Origin of the sequence: Methanobrevibacter sp. (genome assembly GCF_045220775.1) — an archaeon.
Classification (GTDB): domain Archaea; phylum Methanobacteriota; class Methanobacteria; order Methanobacteriales; family Methanobacteriaceae; genus Methanocatella.
Genome location: NZ_JBGUWC010000032.1, coordinates 1 through 18,349 on the forward strand (window position 1 = coordinate 1; position 18,349 = coordinate 18,349).

Sequence of the window (18,349 nt, forward strand, 5' to 3'; positions counted from 1 at the left end):
TCCTGCCATGTGGAGTGGTTTGCCTGTTTTGTCGATTAGTTGGACATTGTAGGTTGTTCCGTCTTTATATGTCATGTTGATGTCATCGGCAACGATTGATATTTTTGGTTTTGTGACTGTGATTATGTTGTTTATTGTTTTTTTGTTGTATTTTGCTGTCACTTCATAGTTTCTTGGGAGTAGGTTGATCGGTAGTGTTGCTATACCTTTGGTGTTTGTGTTGCGATCGTATTCAATGGTGTTGATTGTGATTTTTACGGTTTCTCCTGCTAGGTGGATTGGGTTTCCTTTGTCATCGATTAATTGGACGTTATAAGTTGTTCCATCTTTGTAACTCATGGTGGTGTCTTCTGCAGTTATTGTTATTTTTGGTTCTGTGATTGTGATTATGTTGTTTATTGTTTTTTTGTTGTATTTTGCTGTTATTTTGTGGGTTCCTGTGTTTAGGTTGATTGGTAATGTTGCTATGCCGTTGTTGTTGGTTTTACGGTTGTATTCTTTGTCGTTGATTGTGATTTTTATGGTTTCTCCTGCTAGTTGGATTGGTTTTCCTTTGTCATCGATTAATTTAACATTGTAATTTTTCTTTTCTTTAGAAGTTATGTTGATGTCTTCGGCAGTTATTGTTATTTCTGATTCTGTGATTCTGTTTATTGTTTTTTTGTTGTTTTTTGCTGTTATTTTGTGGGAATCTATGTTTTGGCTGATTGATGAGGATGCTGTACTTTTGTTGTTGGTTTTGAAGTTAATGTAATAAGTAAGGATCTCCGTAGGATTATCAATGAATGAAAGGTTTCTTTTGTTAATCAGCTTATTTTCAATGGAATCTTCAATAGTCAATTTAAATTTAGAATTGCCAGGTTTGATTGAAACTAGCTTATTTAAATACTGGTAGTGGAGAATTGCATATCTTATGAAGTTTTCATCAATGCCCAAATCACATATCATCCAAAACTCTGTTTCAATATCATTTTTAATCTGATTCATATTTGTGTAAACCTTACTGATTTGAGGATATCTGTCTTCGAAGTCATTATTAATGTCTTTATCATCAATAAGTATCTTCAGAATCTTATTTTCATAATTAATACTTTCGAATTTGGATATTATATCATCCAAATCAGTTGCATCTGATAATTTAAATATTAATGAGACGTCATTTTTATCCAATTCATATTCAAAACCGATAGTGTCCAATATTTCCATCCATCTGTGTTTGCAAGTGTGATTTTCAAGAACCTCATACAGATTATTCAATCTCATTTCAGTATAGGGATTGTTGAAATCTGGTAATTCTTCCATTTCATCAAAAACGAAGACATTGTTGCCGAATATCTTATCAACACCCTTTGAATAGTTTGTTAAAATGTTGGTGTATGATAGGGCGAGTTCAAAAATGCGTCTTGCAAACATCGTTTCCGAATCTGTTACTGTATTGAAATTCAAACCCCAATATGCTTGTTTGTAAACTTTTGCAGTCTGTTCATATTCGATTGGAGGATGAGTATACTTTAAAAAACGTTCCGGGTAGTTGGCCCAGTCTCTGTAGTATGCCCTGTCAAAGATATATATGTCTCCCCATTGTTCGATAATCTTGTCAAAAATCTTATCCATAATCTTGATTCTTTCAGGATGATTTGTATAGTATGTGCCTGCAAAAACAATCTGGTCATACTTTTTGTTAGAGGAGTTAATTGGATTGAACAGTTTAGGTTGACCTGCAAACATTAACGTATGAACATTCGGATGGTCATAATCCCTTTTATAATATTTGATGCATTTTTCGGAACTTGTGAAAATATAGTCAAATTCTCTAGCGGTATCTGCAAAAGAGTAATTTGCGGCTCGATAATGAGGAGGGTCTTCCTTGTTCCAGAAAACAGTGGGAATGGAATTTTTCATGCAATATTCGAGAATATTCAACAAATCGGCACGATTATCAATTTTTTCTCGATAATTCAAATAAATTTTTTCTCTCCAAGGATCTACGCTACCTTCATCATCATAGCCTCTCCAGGCAGATTCACATAAAAATAAGTCTGGCTTTTCTATTTTGAACTTTTTAAGCCAATTTTCAGGAGTCACAGGGATGGCATCGAATTCATGCTTAAATGATTGGTATGTGAATTCATCAGAAATCATTGCAACTTTAATATCTTTTATGTTCTTAATTTCTTTTTTTACTTCATCAACTTTAAAATCGGCATGCTTCGGCAATATCATGCATTCTTTAGTTGGTTGTAAATGTTTATTTTTTTTATCTGGAAGATTATTTTCATTTTTTGGTTTTTCAATCTCGTTTTCTAGTTCAAAGATTTTAGATTGGTTCTGCCAATTTTTCACATCTCTCATAATAATCCTCCTAATATTAATTTGATATTTAATCAATTTAAAATTATGTGTAATGATGTTATGTGGAGCCATCATTAGCTATTGATTTTTTGTCCAATAATTATTAGTTGGGGCATTAGATTAAATGTCGGTTAGTTCTAGGAATTTTTTTACTGGATTGTTTTTCCAATAGGATTCTCTATTTAAGCACTCCCATCATATCAAGCTTTCATAAAGTTGTTTCATCTTCAAAGAATCTTTATCTCTGAGAGGAGTTTCACATATGATATTTGCATTCCAACCGTTATCAATTAGATTTTCAAGTAAATCTTTAATATTTGGTCCATATTCATCGCTTTCATCTAAAATATGATGTTTCACTTCCCCGCCAGACCCGTATTCTATTGTTGTAAAGTGACAATGCAGAATATCAATATCCAGTTTGTCTTCAATGGTTGAAAAAATACAATTGTAATCTTCTTTTTTAGTTAGGAAACCTCTTCCCCTTGCATGAACATGCGCAAAATCGATTGTAGGTTCAAAATGATCAAAAATACTACAAAGTTCAACCACTTCATTAACATTTCCAAGTTGTGTTCTCTTGCCTGTAGTTTCGGGAGCAAAAGTAAAATTTTCAATTCCTTCTGCTTCAAGCTCTTCAAACAAACGATTTATGGTATTTTTAGCTATTTCCATGGCTTTTTGGGGTTTTCTATTTAAATAAGCTCCGGGATGGAAAACTAATCTGTAAGCTCCCATCCATTCTCCAGCACGGGCGGCGGCAATTAAATGCCCAATACTTTTATCTAGCTTTTCTTCCTCTTTTGCACATAGATTTATGTAATATGGGGCATGCATTGAAATTAAGATGCCATGCTTTTCAGATTCTTCTTTAAGAATGGTTGCTGCTTTTTCGCCAATCCTTACTCCATAGGGGGATTGGTATTCGTAGGAGTTCAATCCTTCCTCTGAAATGTATTTTGGCGCTTTATATGCCGCTCCTTTATAATCAATAGGACTTCCTGCAGGTCCAAAAAGTACTCTGTTTTTCATTTAAATCAGTTAAAAAATAGTAAAAAAAGGGAATTAGAATATTCCCATGGCTTCGTTAGTTTTTGCAATTGATTTTTCGTTGTCACTTTCCATTTCTAAAAGTGCACGGATAGCGTCAATGTTTTCAGGTATTACATCAGATTCCTGATGCACTGCTTGCATGTAGAATAATTCATTTCCTACGACATTAATGGATTCTTTCCAAACTGGAATCTCATATAAATCATTTCTGTTTCTTCCAAGTTCTTTAGCATATTCCATTAACTCAGCAGTTGAACCTAAACCTTCTTCTGCAGAAACAATAATCACTCTTGAACGTTTTTCTAATGCAGCAATAATCTCTTCGGTTTCAACTTCATTGTTGATTTCAACCATAATATTGTGTTGGTGCATTAATGTAGTTGGCACGAGCAATGCCATTGTAGTCACGTCAATACCTTTCATAACAGTCTGCACGTCAGGGCCGTGGTGAGAAGGTACTTTTGGAGGATTTGGTACAATTGCGTTAATTGGACCTTTTTTGATTTCAGATGGGTCTGATCCTCTTCTTACCATTACTGCTCTAACTTTCTTAATGTCTGCAATTGCATCAATTGTATGTAGTGTACGGGTTAATCCGGTAGTGTTACATGAAACTACTCTGGTGTAGTCTGCGCCATATGAGTCATCATAATTAGCAATAGAGTTAAATGAAAGACCTGTTAGTTCATGGTCTTCTCCACCTTGGTAAATTGCTTTAACGCCAGCTTTTTTATACATTTCAAGGTTTTGCGGGCCGATTGTTCCAGGAGTACAGTCAACAACAACATCTGCTTCTTGAATCATTTCTTCAACAGTACCTGCGATTTCAATTCCAGCATCTTTGAATTGTTGTTCTCTTTCAGGAATTCCAATGTATAATGGATAACCCTTTTCTTCAACAGCGGTTTTTGCTTCATAGTTTGGTCTAGTTTTACTTACACCAACTATCTTCATATCATCTTGAGCAGATACGGCATCTGCCACTCTTTTCCCGATGGTTCCATAACCATTAATAGCAACTGTTTTCATTTTAATCCCTTTTTGTGTTATAATAATTAAATATTATATGGATTAAAATCTGTTGTTTAAATTATATAAAATTTGATATTTAAAAATAGAAAAAATAAGAAAAAAAGAAAAAGAAGTAAAATTATTCTACTTTGAAGCCGGCTTCTTCGACAGCTTCATTAATGTCTGCATCACTTACTTCGCCTGACATTGTAATTTTTGTAATTCCGGAATCCAAGTCCGCTTTTGCGTCTTCAATTCCATCAACGTCTTTTAAGCAAAGTTCAACAGCATTTACGCATGATGGGCAGTGCATGCCCACAACTTTAATTTCTTTTTCAGCCATAATAATTCACCTTATTATCGATATGTTATATTATATCATTTGTTTATTTAAACTTTTAGCTATACCTAATCTTTTAAGTTTTTTGTAATCCTTTTTAGATAGATTATAGTTTAGCAATGTTGAAGAATAGACAATAACAATTACTGAACCGATATTGTGGATTAGCGCTCCGGATATCGGGTCTATGATGCCTAAGATAGCTAGAATCATTGCAATTATATTCAATGCCAAAGAAAATCCTATGTTTAAATTAATTGTTTTTAAGGTTTTTCTTGAAATTCCAATCAAATGAGGGAGGTCCTGAATATTGTCATTTATTAAAGCAATATTTGCAGCCTCAATTGAAATGTCGCTTCCAATGCTTCCCATAGCTATTCCGACATTCGCTTTTTTAAGAGAAGGAGCATCATTTATCCCATCTCCAATCATTGCGATTTTATTGCCTTTTAATTGTTCTTTCTTTATATATTCTGTTTTATCTTCAGGTAAACAATTAAATCTTGAATTAAAGATTCCTACTTGTTTGGCTATAAAACTGCCTGTCTCCTTATTATCTCCTGTAAGCAATGTAGTCTGAATTCCTTGTTGTTTCAAGTGGTTAATGGTTTGTTTTGAAGTCTCGCGTATGGTGTCGGCCAGGAGCACTTTCCCTATAACTTCACCATCTTTCGCCACAAATATTTCAATTTCTCTTGCATTATTTTCATCAGGGTATTTATTTTCAATATTTTCACTTTCTAAAAGTTTTCTATTCCCGGCAACTACCTGAGATCCATTAATTATTCCAGTAACCCCTTTTCCGATATGCATTTTAAAGTTACTAACATCCTCTAGCTCCGGCCCATCATAATTTTTCACAATGGCTTTTGCTAGAGGATGTTCGGATTGTGATTCTATGGATGCAAGTAGATGCATCATTTCTTTTTTGTTATCTGAGATGACTTTTACTACTTTGGGAGCACCATTGGTTAATGTTCCAGTTTTATCAAAGATCAATTCATTAACATAAGCTAATTCTTCAATAGATGCTCCATCCTTTACTAATATTCCATGTTTTGTTAAATTGCCAATTGCCGCTGAAATTGCGGTTGGTGTAGCCAATACAAGTGCACATGGGCAGAATACAACAAGGATTGTTACAGCCCTTGTTATATCGAATGTGTACAAATATGTTAATATTGCTGTTATATAGGCTATTGCAACAATTAATGTGGCCCATTCATCTGCTATGCGAACAACTTTTGCGTTTTCAGGTGCTGATGATTTAACTAATTTTATTAATTTCTGAAAAGCACTATTTTGACTTAATTTTGTTGTTTGCATTATAAATGAGCCATAGAGGTTTATAGTTCCACTATATACTTTGTCATTTTCTTTTTTATCAACGGGAATCGGTTCTCCTGTTAGTGTTGAGTGGTCAATTGATGTTTCACCTTTGAGTATGATTCCATCGGTAGGTATTGTTTCGCCAGGAAGAACCTTTAAGATATCTCCGACTTGTACTTTTTCGACAGATATTTTTTCTTCAATTCCATTTTTCAGTCTTGTTGCAACTTGGGGGGTTAATTTGATGAGTTCCTCAATTTTTCCTTGAGTTTTTGACACAGTATATTCTTCTAAAAAACCTCCAATAGCCATTATTGTTGCAATTTCTCCAGCAGCAAATACTTCACCAATAATTATGGATGCAATGATTGCCATGGATACCAGTAAATCTGCTTTTATATCAAATTCGGTAATCAAACCTTCTATACATTCTTTAAATATTGGTATTCCACATAGTATGACTGCAATCCAAGCAATGTAATCGAGAGATAGCATGAAACTTGCGATTACACTCATTGTGGAGATTATTATAAGTAGAAGATCTACTTTTTCATCTCTTGTAAATTTCATTTTAAACAGCCCCATTAGTATAGGTATACTCCATAGGGTATAGAGTTACTTTAAAAAAAATTAAAGTCTGGAGTAGTATTCCAATATTGTTGAAATGTCACCTAAAGCATCATCTTCTTCACCATTTTTAATGGCTTCTTTAACACAATGCTCCAAGTGTCCTTCAGCGATAATGTGTCCGACTTTATGTAATGCTGATTTTGATGCATTTACCTGCATCAAGATTTGTTCACATGGAATATCTTCATCAATCATACGATCAATTGCATTTAATTGACCTATGATTTTTTTGAGTCTTCTATGTAAATTTTCACTATCCATACATTTTTTCAAAATAACACATCCTATACCTATGGGGGTATATGTGGGTATTAGTATATAAAGGTTTTGGTGTCTAAAAATAAAAAATAAAAAAAGGAGGAAAAGTTCAAGACTATGCTTGATTTTCCATTTCTTCAAATTTAGCTGGGAAATATTCGTCTACGACGTATTCAAGCCCATATTTTGAGAAAGATTGCTGTTCTGCTTTTTTACCAATTTTAAGCATCTTTTTAATTTCAGTTTGCCAGAAATCACTTTTATACCTTGGGTCTTTAGAAAGCTCTTTTAATCTCATAACGTCAACATCTTTGAGTTTATCGGTAGGTAACTCATAATTAATAATGTCAGATGCGGTTACTCCAATAAATTTAGCGTCAGGAGTTGCTAATTCATGGTTAACGTGAGCTAATTTTGCACTTCCAGATATAATTACTTGTGCAATGTGGAATCCCCAAGGGTCTCCGTCGTTACAAATGTAAACTGGTAATCCTCGCTCTTCATTCAATCTTTTAATGAATCTTCGTGTAGCACGGGCAGCTTGCCCTTTAAGCCCCACGATTAAACAATTGAATCTTTTGTGAGCATTTTCTTGTACTAATCTGTGAAACATTCCCATTGTTTCCACAGCTAATACTTTATCTACATTACAATCTAGGATGTCAACTTGGTCAATTGTAGGTGAGATGGTATAACCGGATTTTCCCATTTTTGTTGCATTGAATTCAACATCATCAAAAAGAGTAATGTCCCCGTAAACTGATGCACCGTCTTCTTCGGGCATTAGTCCTAATTCTTCACGGGTTGTTCCGAGTGTTACTTCCAAATCTTCTCCAACAATATTTGATTCCTGCTGGTTTTTAAAGCTGATTCCCCATCCTTCGGAAACGTAATACATTTCCCTGATGGTAGCGGTTTTTTCACGGGCTACAAGGTCTTTACAGAAATTAGCCACATACACCATTTGACCCATTTTTCTGATTTGCTTTACATTACCTAAAGATCTTTTACCGTATCTGTCACCTAATACATAGTATCTTTTGGCTTCATCATAAACAATGTTTCCAGTACCACGAGATGGGACTTTAACGTATGGAACTTTATTTTGTTCGATTTCTTCAATTATTTCCTGACCTAATCCTTTGAGTTTATTATAGGTGTATTCTTTCCTCTCTTCTTTATGTGATTGTCCTTTTGGTTTACTTTTAGCCATCTTATCACCTATTCCTCAAATTCCTCTTCTTCATCATCATTGTCCATGAAGTTGTCTAATGTTGAATGTCCTTGTTCAACAGTATGACCGAATTCATCAAGTTCTTCCATGATGATTGCATCAAGTTCTTCTTCTTCCTCTTCTTCCTCAACAGTTTCACCAAGTAATTCCGCAAGCGCTCTTTTTGTTACTTTTGCTAAAACTTCCTGATATTCCGGAATACCAGTTTCACCAAGTTTTGCAGCTTCTTCAATAATTACCGGAACGTACTCTTCAAATATTTTGGAACGTTTTTCTTTTTCTTTTGCCGCTCTTTTAGACCTGATATGCTTTTGAAGTTTACGTGCCAATTTCATGGTGGCTTGTCTGATTTCGTGAACAATTTCAGGTTCCGGGGATACGCTTTGTTTTCCTGTTGAAAGATAAGGTACCTGAGTTGAAATAATATTTACGAATAATGTTAATGGTGTATTGTCCATATCCCTTAAGCCGTAACGTTTCCAATCAATACTTTTGAGCGCTTCTGTAATGGCACAGCTTCCTGCATCAAATGTCAATGGAACTCTGTTTGCAAATCTCATTATTTCAGATTTTCGCTGTTCGTTAACAACTCTTCCGGCATTTCCTCCATAAGCAAGTCCTGCTTCGATAATGAATGAAACACCTCCTGCATAGGTTACAGGTTTTCTTGTAATGGTTGCTACAAATTCAGGCTGCAAGATTTGCTTCATACCCTTTTCAACCTGTTCGGAACCAATAGGTATAAGTCCATCAGTTGGAGGAGCCATGAATTTCATTTTCTTAAAGCAATGAACGATAGCTTCAGCTTCAGGGAATGTCATGTCTTTTGGACGTTTGTTCATGTCAATTCCAGTAACTTCTGCAATTTCATCAACTCTTTTATTTGACATTCTTGACATTGATGAAGTCATCATACTTTTGTATCTTCTGCTATCGGTGTTTTTAGCCATTGTCATTAAATCATCAGCGCTTACACCTTTAGGGTGAGGCAGAACTTCTTTTGGTTGAACTGGAACTACATCTGCCGCTCTTTTGAAGATGTATTTGTGTCCGGATGGATCTCTAAATGTAATTCTTGCATGAGGGTTTCCAATCATGGTTCTTCTGATGTATTCAAATGCACCTTGTTCAGCTAAGGAGTAGGAAACATCCTTGAATTGTAATTCTATACATACTCCGGTACTTTCAGCAGGATAATCCTCTCTTTCCATTAAAATTCCACGGTTGTTTTCAACATCCATTTGGAATTTCATTTTCACTCCTTTTATTTCATTTCCTTCTTTATAACAGGAAATTACGCGAGCAGGTTTACCGGTGGTCATCTGAGATAAGAGCACACATCCACTACAACCTAAACCTTGTTGCCCTCTGGATTGGATATTTCTGAATTTTGATCCTGCAAACATCATACAGTATACTTGCATCACATAATCTTCAGGAATTCCAGGTCCGTTATCTTTATGTCTTAAAATATAATGTTCTTTATCGATACGCTTTAATTCGATATCGATATCTGGCAAAATTCCAGCTTCTTCACATGCATCGAAACTGTTTGTAATCAATTCGTGGAATACGATAGTCAATGAACGAATTTTACCAGTAAATCCAAGCATCTGCTTGTTTTTTCTAAAGAACTGAGATGGGGTTAATCTCTGAAAATCTTCCTCCCAATCAAGTCCTAACTGTTCTTGTTGAGCCAAAATTTTTTCCTCCTATAACATATATGTTTAAAGTTATCATAGTTTCATATATTTAAATAAAGTCAGAGAGCATTTGATAAGTAATATTTTTTCAGTACCCTAACTGACTTGTATCAAAATATGGTAAAATAATAATTTTAAAACTTGTAGAAATTATAGTATTTATACTATGTTATCTATATATGTTGGTTAAAGTATATAAGGTTTTACTTGATTATCCATAATTTTTATAGCAATCTTTGATTAAAATTGATTTGGTTTTGTAATACTTCTTTGATATAAAATATTTCACATTCAAAAAAAAAGTTTTTTGAAATATAAGTTTTACAGAAATAAAAAAAATAAGTTTTAGGAGTTAAAACTCCTAGAAATCTTTTTCATCAAAGTCGATTCCATCTTTGAATTCGATTTTATCTTCTTCGATTCCAACCAATTCGTTGAATTCTTTTCTTTTCAGTTCTTCTTTTTTGTGTTCTAAAAATCCATATACGGATTTGTGTCTGGATCCGTTCAATATCATTTCAACAGCTTCCTTTGCAATCATGATGTTGTCCATTTCACCGATTAATGAAACGGTCTTTCCATAAACTGCCATGTCAACTTCAGCCATTTCCATAATAATTTCACGGGTTTTTCCATCTTTTCCAATAATTCTACCTTTGTATCTTGCAAGGGCCTTTTTGGATTTGCCAATGTATAAAGGCAATTTCATGATTTCTAAATAAATGTCATCACTAACTAGTTTAAGTGCAACTTCAGGGTTAAACCCGCGAGCTACAGCTTTAACAATATGGTTAGCATTCCAGACTCCTAACGGGTCTTCCATATCTTCTCTAGGTGATATATAAACTGTCCCTTCTTCACTGTCAATGTCAAGAATGGTTCCAGTTGCTTTTTCAATGGACTTTTTAACGTTTCCATTGCTTCCAATTAATGCCCCCACTCTATTTTGAGGTATTTTTAAATAATCTGTTTCTGGCATAATTTTCACCTTATCAATTAATAATTATTATAATCAAAATTATTTATAAATTTAGGTTTAATGCATTTAAGTTTTGGATAGGATATTTAAAAAATAATTTTAAGTGTGAAATATTTCAAGAAAAATAAATAAAGGAAAGGATTAATTTTCCTTTCAAAAATTTAGTTGGATTTGATAGCAGTTATGAAAATTGCGAAAAATGAAAGTAATATCAATAATGCAGGATTTCCAGTCGGATGCAGTGAAGTCATTGCTTTTGCTGTGAATGTTTCAGATTCGTGTTCAAAAACGTCTATCTCCTCTTCTTCATAACTTTCATTTTCATTTAAATTATGGGAATCTGTTGTCAAATCTGCTTTGTTGATTTTTTCACCGGCAGATACTGCTTTAGTGGTGATATTTAAAAACACTTCACCATCATCAACGGACAAATCTCCAATATCCCATATTCCACTTTTGGGATCGAAAATGCCTTTTGTTGTGGAATGTTTAATGTATTTTAAACCATCCGGCAATTGATCGAATACGTTTACATTTTTAGCTGTATCTGGGCCTTTGTTTATAACACTAACTACCCAGGTAACATAATCGCCTATGTATATATTTTCTTTATCCGCATCGTTATCCAATATCAAATAACTTTGCGAATCAGCATCGCTTTCGGGTGCACTTGCCAAAATATTTTCCTCAACAGGTTCGTCGGCAGATTCGTTTGAATCTGTGGTGATTTCTAAATCAACATCATCTTCTTGATTCAAATCCAATTCTGCTTCATTAATGTCTTTTGCATTAATACAAGACAAACTTAATAAGGATATTAAAACAATCACCAATAAGAAAATTATTTTTTTAATCTATAATCCTCCTTAATGTTTGATAGCTGTTATTTGAATATTAGTATTTAACATATATTAATAATTATCATTTAATTTGATTATCTAAATCGGGATTTGCTTATATTAAGCCATAAATGTTTAATGTAATATATTTTTTCTAAAATTGTATTATATATTGTTTTTTTCTCATTTAATGATGTAAGTGAGCACTTACATTCGAAAAACTTTATATATGCTTTATTTCATATATTTATCTGTACTGTGAAGGTTTATTTTAAAAAATACAATATCTTCACGGTTTAAAAATAATTTCCTCTAAGGTGAAAAAATGGATGTTAAAAAAATATTATTCTTATTATTCGCTTCAGCACTTTTAATCGGCTGTGTTTGTGCTGCAGATGGTGTAAATGATTTTAAGATTGACAAATCTTATGAAAATGCATATAATGGAACTTATTATTCAATATATCTAAATGAAAACCAGGATTCTGGAATTGCAATCTTCAAAAACGTAGATGATGATGTTTATGATGATGTGGAAAATGATGACGCTTATGATAATGTCATTCATGACGATGGAAGAGGATACTTAGTTGATGATGAGGATATACAAGTTGATAAGAACTCAGACAATACAGCTAATTTCACAGACATTGAAAACGCTGAACATGGTGTTGTGGAACTCATAAAAAGCGGTGAAGATCAATACATCGTCATATTCTTTACAAAAGACGACAGTGATGTAAAAGATTCCGATTTGACTTCACTTTTAAACGAATTTAATAAAGATAATAGTGCAGAACCAATCGCATTCTAATTCTTCTAAAATTTTATTTTTATAAATATTTTTAGAAGTTTAATTACTTCTAAAACTTTTTTTATTCTATTAGGTTATTAATCAAAGGAACATATCTAAAACTTTGGGTTAACATATTCCAGTAATAAAGATGTTTTACTCACGGTTTCTCTGCAATATTTGTAATAAAATTTGTATTAATTGATTAATTAGCTTGGATATTCGTATTCTTGCTTAGGATTGATATTTTCTGAATACATATGCAAGAATTGACCCTACAAAATTCTGAAAGACGGAATAAAGCGCTCCAGGAACTGTTGCCGTGGATAAATTTGGAAAATGGGTTTTTGCAAGACTGGTTGACAAACCCGAATTTTGAAATGCCAATTCGATTGCTACTGTAATTATCTGTTTTCTGTCCATTCCCGCAAGGTAGCCAATTACAAATCCAAGTAACATTGCAAGGAAATATTGTAGGGCAATGACAATGAGTATTATGGTGGATGAAGTTAAAATGGCTTGTTTATTAGCTCCAATTACTCCTCCAATGATTAAACAAATCACAATAGATGATATTGTAGGCAAATAAACTTTTAATCTTTCACAAAAATCTGGGAATCTGTAATTTAGGATTAAACCTATAATAATTGGGATGATTACTATTTCAATAATTGAAATGAACATGTCGACTGGATTGAATTGAATTTGATTTCCTATTAACAATAATGTGATTAGTGGGGTTAATATAGGTGAAATCACAGTAGAAACTGCAGTTAAAGAAACGGACAATGCCACGTCTCCCTTTGCAAGAAAAGTAATGACATCGGATGCGGTTCCTCCAGGGACGGTTCCAACAAGAATGAGTCCGGCTGTCAAAGCAGTATCAAGAGAAAATGCGCTTGCAAGAGTTAAGGCCATAAGGGGCATTATGACATATTGTGCAGAAATTCCAACTGCAATTGCTTTAGGATTTTTGAACACATTAATGAAGTCATCCACTTTCAATGTGGTTCCCATTGTAAATAGAACAATACTTAAAAGTAAATTGATAATGTTGATGCCATTATATGTACTTAAAACCCATGTAAATGAATTTGGATAAACTAGAGAAATAGCTACTGCGAGCAATATTACTATAAAAAAATATTTTTCGACAAATTCAAAAATCCTTTTCATATTTTCATATTTTTGATTTTGAAGATTAAAAATGTATTTATTTATTGTCAATATTCTAGCTGATAAATATGAGTTGTCTGATTTTGTGTGGTGATGTCTAATGTTAGTTGATTTTTTTTTGATTTCTTATTGAAAAATTCAAAATTTTGGATTTACATATTCCCAAATTTCTTCAAAACTAGTTTCAACGCCAAGTTTGGTATATTCGCGAACAAGTGTGTTGATATCCCTTTCAAGAAGCTCTTTTGAAATTGGATTGTCCAAAACCACTGACTGTGAAACGTCAATAATCACTGGCTCTTCATCTTTGTTTAAGATGTTATAATTGGACAAGTCTCCATGGACCAATTTGGCTCCATTAACGAACAGTTTCAGATTCACAAGCAGCTTGTTGAAGAAATCTTCCGGATCTTCTGGCGGTTGGTTTTTAGCAGGCTGCGCAGGATTTCCATCTTCATCACCAATGAATTCAATAAGAAGCACATTATTCGAACTTGTAATTGGATGAGGGACATTAACTCCCGCGGTTTCAAGCCGGGTCAGGTTTTTAAACTCTTTGGTAACCCAAGAGTAGATTATTTTCCTTTTGTTTTTGGTTTTGATGTTGAATCTTGGATCTCCCTTAAGATAGTAATCCATTTTCTTAAAATCAGATGTAGCAATCCTATAAATCTTAACAGCTACAAATTTCTCATCATCGGTAATGCCAGTAAGCACATTGGCTTCTTTGCCAGTGCTTATGGCGCCATTTAAAATGTCAATGTATCCCTGATTTGCTAATTTGTATAATGTTTCAAGTGTAATCTTGTCAAAAATCTCATTCCCAGTTTTTCTATCGGAACTATCCTTTTTTCGTTTCTGGGAATGCAGTTTTTCGTGTTTTGCATCTGCTTTAGCTACTTTAGGATCCATTAAAATCAAAAAAATAAGTAATTGAGACTACATTTTTAGGTAGCCTTTTCTTTCAAGCCAATTTGATTCGGTTTTTGTGTATCTCCAGATTACATCAGCTTTTTCATCAGATTGGAAATCCCATGGTTTTACAAGGATCACGTCTCCTTCACGAATCCAAATACGTTTTTTCATTTTTCCAGGGATTCTGGTCATTCTTATATTTCCATCAGCACAGCGGACTTTTAACTTTCCGTGTCCCATAATTTGTTCAACTACTCCAGGGATTTCTCCTTTCTTAGGAGTCCTCACTCTTCTATACTCTTGTTGTTGATTTTGATTAGGTTTTGACAAATACTCTCCTCCAAAATAATAATACAGTTCTCCATATGATTAAATTATTTATATATTTATCAATATATTATATATTAATTTATTGTATTTTATATAAGTGGTGATTATGGGAACTGAATTTTTAAAAATTAAGGAATGTGATGAGGCTATTGACATTATTCAAAATTTATTCAATGAATATTTAAAACCACAAAGTGAAGAAATTCCTGTTGCTGAAGCTTATGGGAGAGTTTTATTTGAAGATGTTTATTCAAGAATGGACTTTCCTCCATTCGATAAGGCACTAAAGGACGGTTTTGCAATCCTTGCAGAAGACAGTTTCGGTGCTTCAGAGGAATCCCCAAATACTTTGGAAGTCATTGACTTTTTGGAAGCGGGTTCAACTACAGAAAAAAAAGTTGAAAAAGGCAAATGCATTGAAATCAGTACAGGTGCGGCAATGCCTGAAGGATCCGAATCTGTTGTAATGGTTGAATATGCAGAAAAATATGACGATAAAGTTAACTTGTTTACAACTGCCACTCCAGGTCAGGATGTTGCCAAAAAAGGATCAGACATTGAAGAGGGGAATCTTATTCTTAAGAAAGGCGATTTTTTAAATCCCGGCAAAATTGGAGTTTTGCTCTCACAGGGCTTTGAAACAATTGAAGTTTACAAAAAACCGAGTGTTGGTGTAGTGTCATCAGGTAATGAGATTACCCTTCAAGGCCAGGAGTTGCCATATGGTAAAATCTATGATGTAAATGGTGGAATGATTAAAAACGATGCGGTTTCATGTGGCGCTGATGCTCATTTTTTAGGGGTCATGAAAGACAATTATGATGAGGTCAAAGAAAAGATTACTGGAGCTCTTGAAGAGGTAGATATTCTGCTTTGTTCCGGCGGAACTTCAGCAGGTCTTGGAGATGTCCTTAAGCATGTTTTGGATGAATTGGGTGAAGTTTACATCCATGGAATATCAGTACAGCCAGGCAAACCGACAATTGTTGGGGTTATTGATGGAAAGATAATAATTGGCCTTCCGGGAAATCCTGTATCCGCTTTAATGATATTCAACGCATTTGTAGCAGAACCGTTGACAAAACTGGCAGGCATTGAAAGGGACTTCGAACTTAAAACCATTAAAGGGGTCATGACCCGCAGAATACATTCTCCTGTTGGAAGAATGCAATATCAACTTGTAAAGGTTGATGGTGAAAATGTAAATCCAATATTCAAGGATTCAGGCGCAATATTTTCCTTATCAAGTGCAGATGGTTATGTGAAGGTTCCAAAATCTGTTGAACTTTTGGATGAAGGAGAACATGTAGAAGTTTATTTATTTAATTAGGATTATAATTTAATTTAAGGTGTAATTATGGAAAGTGAAGTTAAAGTAATTCCAGAACAGAAATTAGGAGTTATTAATTATAAGGGCCCAATTGCCGATTTGGACATTTTAATTTCTAAATTGATGGGTTGGGTCGATGCTGAGGAGATTGAAACTGAAGGCGAACCATTCATTGTTTATTTTTCACCAAGACATGAAGTTAATCAAGGCGATGCAGTATATGATGTAAGCATTGCAATTAAAGAGGATGCTGATGAAAAGGACATGATTCGTGTTGTCGACATGATAGAACACAAAGTTTTGTCCGGAAAGCATTTTGGTCCAACAGACAGCATTTTGGAAACTTATGCTAAATTAGTTGATGTTGCTCAAGAGAATCATTATGATATTATTGGATCTCCTAAGGAAGTTTTAGTTAAAAACTTTTTCAATTGCGATGATGAAAATGAGTATGTAACTGAGATTCAATTGCCTATTATTGAAATGTAGGTGTTTTTCATGGCTAAAGAAGAATTTGATATAGATGCAGAAATTGAAAAATTATCTCGCAAATCCAATATTGACATTAAAAAGTCAGAGTATGCATTTGAAAACAGGCTAAAAAAATTAGATAAGGATATCAAGGAAGTAATGGATAGAAGAATTAAGGAATTCGATAATTCTAAAAAATTAACTTCTGAATATCTAAATATTGACTATACTCAAGATTCAATTGATAGGTATAGAGAAAAATTAAAAAAGATTTAATTTTTCTTTTTTTTTAGTTTTGCCCAACGACTCTCAAATCGTGAACCAGCAACTTTGGAATAATAAATGACCCGTATTGTTTTATTTCGGAGCTTATTCCTTCTACTTTTCGCATGATTTCAAAGATATTTCCGGAAATCATAGCTTTATTAATAGGGTCAGTCAATTCACCATTTTCGATTTTAAATGCATTGCTTGCTTCGACTGAAAAGTCTCCTGAAATTGGATTTGCAGTATGTGCGCCTAAAACGCTTGTTGTTAAAACACCCTTATCTATTTCTTCTAAATCTTTCATTTCACTAAATTTGAACTCTAGATTTGTAGGAGCAATCATTGGTGTTGTTAGATATGATCCTCGAAGTCCGTTAGAGGTTGTTTTTTCTCCAACCTTATTTGCAGTGTAAATGTCATAAAGGAATGAGCTTAAAACACCGTCTTTTATCAAATCGGTTTTTTGGCTCACGCTACCTTCTCCGTCACATTTTGAAGTATACATTCCCTTTTCTAAAAGAGAATTGTCAGTTAAAGTTAATTCTGGGCTGGCAATTTCAGTGTTCATTTTATCTTTTAAAATGGATCTTCCCCTCATTACATTTTCACCGTTAAACGCACCAAGGAATGTTTGCAAAAGTCCAATTGCAGCAAAATAATCTAGCATTACACTATAATCATCTGTTTCAATTGGTTTTGTATCTAGGGAACTTTTTGCCAGGTCGCATACCTCATTAGCTAATTTTTCACCTTCCAAATCAAAGAATCTTGAAGATTCTGAATTATAGGCAGTTGCGATTTTTCCTTCTTCCTGAATAGTCACTGATAATCCAATGCCAAATCCGGTTCCTTCATCTTCAATTGAAACACCATTTGAGTTTAAAAGCAGAGATCTTCCTTCACTTGCTGAAAAACCTGCTCCAGTTACTTCACATCCGGTTTCTAAAGCTGTATCAATTGTAGTTTTTAAAAATTCGATTGATTCATCAAGACTCAAATCATTGAATTTTTTATCGTATACCTTGTCAATTTTAGGAACTTTTTCAACTTCTGCGAAAGCATAGTTTTCATCAACCTTATTCAATTTGGTATTTTCTATGGATTGCCTTGCGGTTTCAGCTATTCTGTCCATGTTTGAAGTGAATGCAAAACCGACTTTATTATCTTTGATTACGCGAATTCCAACGCCGCATTCAATCTCTTCTTTTGCAAAGTTTAATTCCTCTTTTAAAGAATCCAATTGAATGGATTTTGATTCGTCAATGTAAATTTCATAAGCGTCGCAATCGTTTTCAATCGCTTTTTTTGCTTGTTGCGCTATTTCATATATCATATTATC

Annotated in this window: 18 protein-coding genes; 4 read left to right on the forward strand and 14 right to left on the reverse strand. The window is 33.6% G+C overall.

Going from position 1 to position 18,349, the window contains the following annotated elements; genetic code table 11:
- The 10 genes from ACJROP_RS01515 to ACJROP_RS01560 all read right to left on the reverse strand — a co-directional run.
- A partial coding sequence (locus tag ACJROP_RS01515; protein ID WP_406533734.1) for a glycosyltransferase occupies positions 1-2,352 on the reverse strand: 2,352 nt, incomplete at its 3' end.
- 195 nt (positions 2,353-2,547) lie between these two features.
- Entirely contained in the window at positions 2,548-3,384 is an 837-nt protein-coding gene (locus ACJROP_RS01520; protein ID WP_406533735.1) for a TIM barrel protein, read from the reverse strand.
- Between the two features lie 33 nt (positions 3,385-3,417).
- Complete coding sequence (locus tag ACJROP_RS01525; protein ID WP_406533736.1) at positions 3,418-4,434, reverse strand: phosphorylating glyceraldehyde-3-phosphate dehydrogenase; 1,017 nt, start codon at positions 4,432-4,434, stop codon at positions 3,418-3,420.
- Between the two features lie 121 nt (positions 4,435-4,555).
- The gene (locus tag ACJROP_RS01530; protein ID WP_406533737.1) at positions 4,556-4,759 is read right to left on the reverse strand and encodes a heavy-metal-associated domain-containing protein; all 204 of its coding nucleotides are present in this window, start codon (positions 4,757-4,759) and stop codon (positions 4,556-4,558) included.
- A 30-nt stretch (positions 4,760-4,789) separates the two neighbouring features.
- Positions 4,790-6,655: a heavy metal translocating P-type ATPase gene (locus ACJROP_RS01535; protein WP_406533738.1), complete on the reverse strand. Its 1,866-nt coding sequence runs from the start codon at positions 6,653-6,655 to the stop codon at positions 4,790-4,792.
- 60 nt (positions 6,656-6,715) lie between these two features.
- Positions 6,716-6,988 carry a metal-sensing transcriptional repressor gene (locus tag ACJROP_RS01540; protein ID WP_406533739.1) on the reverse strand — a complete coding sequence of 91 codons (273 nt, stop codon included), beginning with the start codon at positions 6,986-6,988 and terminating at the stop codon, positions 6,716-6,718.
- Positions 6,989-7,088: 100 nt separating this feature from the next.
- On the reverse strand, positions 7,089-8,186 hold the full coding sequence (locus ACJROP_RS01545) for a DNA topoisomerase IV subunit A (RefSeq protein WP_406533740.1): 1,098 nt from the start codon (positions 8,184-8,186) through the stop codon (positions 7,089-7,091).
- Positions 8,187-8,194: 8 nt separating this feature from the next.
- Positions 8,195-9,907 (reverse strand): DNA topoisomerase VI subunit B, encoded by a 1,713-nt coding sequence (gene top6B, locus ACJROP_RS01550; protein ID WP_406533741.1) that lies wholly within the window; start codon positions 9,905-9,907, stop codon positions 8,195-8,197.
- A 364-nt stretch (positions 9,908-10,271) separates the two neighbouring features.
- Entirely contained in the window at positions 10,272-10,889 is a 618-nt protein-coding gene (locus ACJROP_RS01555) for a KH domain-containing protein (protein ID WP_406533742.1), read from the reverse strand.
- A 161-nt stretch (positions 10,890-11,050) separates the two neighbouring features.
- The gene (locus tag ACJROP_RS01560; protein ID WP_406533743.1) at positions 11,051-11,692 is read right to left on the reverse strand and encodes a DUF11 domain-containing protein; all 642 of its coding nucleotides are present in this window, start codon (positions 11,690-11,692) and stop codon (positions 11,051-11,053) included.
- 361 nt (positions 11,693-12,053) lie between these two features.
- Between ACJROP_RS01560 and ACJROP_RS01565 the strand changes: the two genes are divergently transcribed.
- The gene (locus ACJROP_RS01565; protein WP_406533744.1) at positions 12,054-12,542 is read left to right on the forward strand and encodes a hypothetical protein; all 489 of its coding nucleotides are present in this window, start codon (positions 12,054-12,056) and stop codon (positions 12,540-12,542) included.
- A gap of 213 nt (positions 12,543-12,755) precedes the next feature.
- Here ACJROP_RS01565 and ACJROP_RS01570 read toward each other — a convergent pair whose 3' ends face one another.
- The 3 genes from ACJROP_RS01570 to eif1A form a co-directional block, all read right to left on the reverse strand.
- Positions 12,756-13,697 (reverse strand): bile acid:sodium symporter family protein, encoded by a 942-nt coding sequence (locus tag ACJROP_RS01570; RefSeq protein ID WP_406533745.1) that lies wholly within the window; start codon positions 13,695-13,697, stop codon positions 12,756-12,758.
- A 138-nt stretch (positions 13,698-13,835) separates the two neighbouring features.
- Positions 13,836-14,609: a serine protein kinase RIO gene (locus ACJROP_RS01575; protein ID WP_406533746.1), complete on the reverse strand. Its 774-nt coding sequence runs from the start codon at positions 14,607-14,609 to the stop codon at positions 13,836-13,838.
- 27 nt (positions 14,610-14,636) lie between these two features.
- On the reverse strand, positions 14,637-14,942 hold the full coding sequence (gene eif1A, locus ACJROP_RS01580) for a translation initiation factor eIF-1A (RefSeq protein WP_292793457.1): 306 nt from the start codon (positions 14,940-14,942) through the stop codon (positions 14,637-14,639).
- A gap of 106 nt (positions 14,943-15,048) precedes the next feature.
- On the opposite strand from eif1A, the gene glp reads away from it, so the two are divergent.
- The 3 genes from glp to ACJROP_RS01595 are packed head-to-tail and all read left to right on the forward strand — an operon-like array spanning position 15,049 to position 17,019.
- Positions 15,049-16,272, forward strand: coding sequence for a gephyrin-like molybdotransferase Glp (glp, locus tag ACJROP_RS01585; protein ID WP_406533747.1), 1,224 nt, complete (start codon positions 15,049-15,051; stop codon positions 16,270-16,272).
- Positions 16,273-16,299: 27 nt separating this feature from the next.
- Positions 16,300-16,761 (forward strand): GyrI-like domain-containing protein, encoded by a 462-nt coding sequence (locus tag ACJROP_RS01590; RefSeq protein WP_406533748.1) that lies wholly within the window; start codon positions 16,300-16,302, stop codon positions 16,759-16,761.
- A gap of 9 nt (positions 16,762-16,770) precedes the next feature.
- Positions 16,771-17,019 carry a hypothetical protein gene (locus tag ACJROP_RS01595; RefSeq protein WP_406533749.1) on the forward strand — a complete coding sequence of 83 codons (249 nt, stop codon included), beginning with the start codon at positions 16,771-16,773 and terminating at the stop codon, positions 17,017-17,019.
- Positions 17,020-17,032: 13 nt separating this feature from the next.
- Here ACJROP_RS01595 and ACJROP_RS01600 read toward each other — a convergent pair whose 3' ends face one another.
- The gene (locus ACJROP_RS01600; protein WP_406533750.1) at positions 17,033-18,343 is read right to left on the reverse strand and encodes a TldD/PmbA family protein; all 1,311 of its coding nucleotides are present in this window, start codon (positions 18,341-18,343) and stop codon (positions 17,033-17,035) included.
- Between the last annotated feature and the right edge of the window lie 6 nt (positions 18,344-18,349).

Bases quoted from the DNA above. Each gene is read 5' to 3' on its own strand.
- ACJROP_RS01520 (WP_406533735.1), bottom strand. From the start codon at position 3,384: ATGAAAAACAGAGTACTTTTTGGACCTGCAGGAAGTCCTATTGATTAT.
- ACJROP_RS01525 (WP_406533736.1), bottom strand. From the start codon at position 4,434: ATGAAAACAGTTGCTATTAATGGTTATGGAACCATCGGGAAAAGAGTG.
- ACJROP_RS01530 (WP_406533737.1), bottom strand. From the start codon at position 4,759: ATGGCTGAAAAAGAAATTAAAGTTGTGGGCATGCACTGCCCATCATGC.
- ACJROP_RS01535 (WP_406533738.1), bottom strand. From the start codon at position 6,655: ATGAAATTTACAAGAGATGAAAAAGTAGATCTTCTACTTATAATAATC.
- ACJROP_RS01545 (WP_406533740.1), bottom strand. From the start codon at position 8,186: ATGGCTAAAAGTAAACCAAAAGGACAATCACATAAAGAAGAGAGGAAA.
- ACJROP_RS01555 (WP_406533742.1), bottom strand. From the start codon at position 10,889: ATGCCAGAAACAGATTATTTAAAAATACCTCAAAATAGAGTGGGGGCA.
- ACJROP_RS01565 (WP_406533744.1), top strand. From the start codon at position 12,054: ATGGATGTTAAAAAAATATTATTCTTATTATTCGCTTCAGCACTTTTA.
- ACJROP_RS01570 (WP_406533745.1), bottom strand. From the start codon at position 13,697: ATGAAAAGGATTTTTGAATTTGTCGAAAAATATTTTTTTATAGTAATA.
- ACJROP_RS01575 (WP_406533746.1), bottom strand. From the start codon at position 14,609: ATGGATCCTAAAGTAGCTAAAGCAGATGCAAAACACGAAAAACTGCAT.
- glp (WP_406533747.1), top strand. From the start codon at position 15,049: ATGGGAACTGAATTTTTAAAAATTAAGGAATGTGATGAGGCTATTGAC.
- ACJROP_RS01590 (WP_406533748.1), top strand. From the start codon at position 16,300: ATGGAAAGTGAAGTTAAAGTAATTCCAGAACAGAAATTAGGAGTTATT.
- ACJROP_RS01595 (WP_406533749.1), top strand. From the start codon at position 16,771: ATGGCTAAAGAAGAATTTGATATAGATGCAGAAATTGAAAAATTATCT.
- ACJROP_RS01600 (WP_406533750.1), bottom strand. From the start codon at position 18,343: ATGATATATGAAATAGCGCAACAAGCAAAAAAAGCGATTGAAAACGAT.